The 1,773-nt window shown below is 44.1% G+C and carries 3 protein-coding genes; all 3 read right to left on the reverse strand.

Features of this window, described 5'->3' with window-relative positions; translation table 11 throughout:
- A partial coding sequence (locus A3762_RS08490; RefSeq protein ID WP_068754960.1) for a YbeD family protein occupies positions 1-220 on the reverse strand: 220 nt, incomplete at its 3' end.
- A gap of 4 nt (positions 221-224) precedes the next feature.
- On the reverse strand, positions 225-1,391 hold the full coding sequence (locus A3762_RS08495; protein ID WP_068754961.1) for a D-alanyl-D-alanine carboxypeptidase family protein: 1,167 nt from the start codon (positions 1,389-1,391) through the stop codon (positions 225-227).
- Positions 1,392-1,482: 91 nt separating this feature from the next.
- The coding region (locus A3762_RS08500) for an SPOR domain-containing protein (protein ID WP_197469153.1) at positions 1,483-1,773 on the reverse strand (291 nt) is incomplete at its 5' end.

A 1,773-nucleotide genomic window follows, 5' to 3' on the forward strand; every position in this document is an offset into this window, starting at 1 on the left:
GCATGGCATCCAATTGCTCGCGACTTGTAGCTGTAAATTTGATACGCAAGGAAATGAAAGTTCCATTCTTACTCGGTTGAACCACTATAGTGCTTGGATCAAAACCTTGTGTGTTATCGGAGACAATACCCCCGATAACATCTTTTAGGTCTGGTTCGTTGTTACAAATTACCTTAATCGGGTAATCACAAGGAAACTCGAGTTCTTGAGTCTTATCCATAGGGTTAGCTAAACAATCCAATAAAAAATAGTTTGATCATATCCCAAATACGTTTAAAGAAACTTCCCTGCTCAACATCGGCCAGCGCAACGATCACTTGGTCTACGACAACCTTGCCGTTTAAAGTCACGCGTAACGTGCCTAGTTTATCACCAATCGCGATCGGAGCTTGTAAATTAGAGTCAACTTGAATCTCAGCGTCTAACTCGGTCTTATGGCCGCGTGGAATTGTAATTACAACATCCTCAGACACACCTAAATTCACATTATCTAGTGCACCACCCCAAACGCGTGATTCCGTCAATGCGTCACCAGCCGCGTATAAAGGCGTCGTTTCGTAATAGCGGAAGCCATAATTCAATAGCTTTTGCGTTTCTTTTACGCGAGCTTCTTCACTCGCAGTACCCATCACAACACTGATCAATCGCATATCTCCGCGCTTCGAAGAAGACACTAAACAATATCCTGCTTCCTTTGTATGACCAGTCTTGAGTCCATCAACAGACTTATCGCGCCACAACAAACGATTGCGATTAGGCTGACGAATGTTGTTGTAAGTAAAATACTTCGTACTATAAATTTTATAGAGATCAGGGTAGTCGTTAATGATTGCTTGAGCGAGCAAAGCCATGTCATACGCGGTTGAATGGTGACCATCAGCCGGAAGACCCGTAGCATTCATGAAGCTTGACCCAGTCATTCCAATCTGAATCGCCTGTTGATTCATAATATCTGCGAACGCTTCCTCACTGCCGGCCAAATATTCAGCTAATGCAATACTTGCGTCGTTTCCAGACTGAATGATAACGCCTTTCAGTAAGTCCTCTAAAAGAACGTTAGTACCCTCTTTGATAAAGGTCTTTGAACCACCTGTGCGCCAGGCCTTTACACTGACAGGCACTTGATCCTGAAGGGAAATATTACCCTCTACAATCTCGCTTTCGACGATATACGCGGTCATTAGCTTAGTGAGACTCGCTGGAGGTAAGGATTCGTTACTATTTTGCTCGACGATGATCTCACCCGTCGTTGCATCCATTAGCACATACGAACTTGCACCCACCTGAGGTGGAGCAGGAATTAACGCAGGTTTTGCAGACACGAGTGCCGAAAACAATAATGAACAAGCTGCTGTAACGACGAGGACGCTACGCGAAAAATTAGCTAGCATAAAGTTACCTAAAACCCCATATATTCTGTCTATTTTAATGCTGCGCAAGTCTAACGCATTCTGCACAAGCATTCATTAATGTATAAAACTTTTAACGCTCCGGTGCCGCAGTTGATCTAGTGATGACTTGCGGCGAGCCGATCTTTGCATTTACAAGAACATTCACCAACTCTTGCGCGTCAGAATCTGTCACGAAAGGACCGATCCGAACTCGATATAAAAGCCCAGAATCTACCTCAACCTTCGCCAAGAAAACTGGCACATCTTGAACATAACTTTCAGCGCGAAGACGTATAGACTCAGCCAAATCGTAACTAGAGAACGCAGCAATTTGGACATACGGGGCAAGAATCTCTTTAGGCGGAAGATTAACCGACGTTTT

The organism is Oleiphilus sp. HI0125 (genome assembly GCF_001635355.1).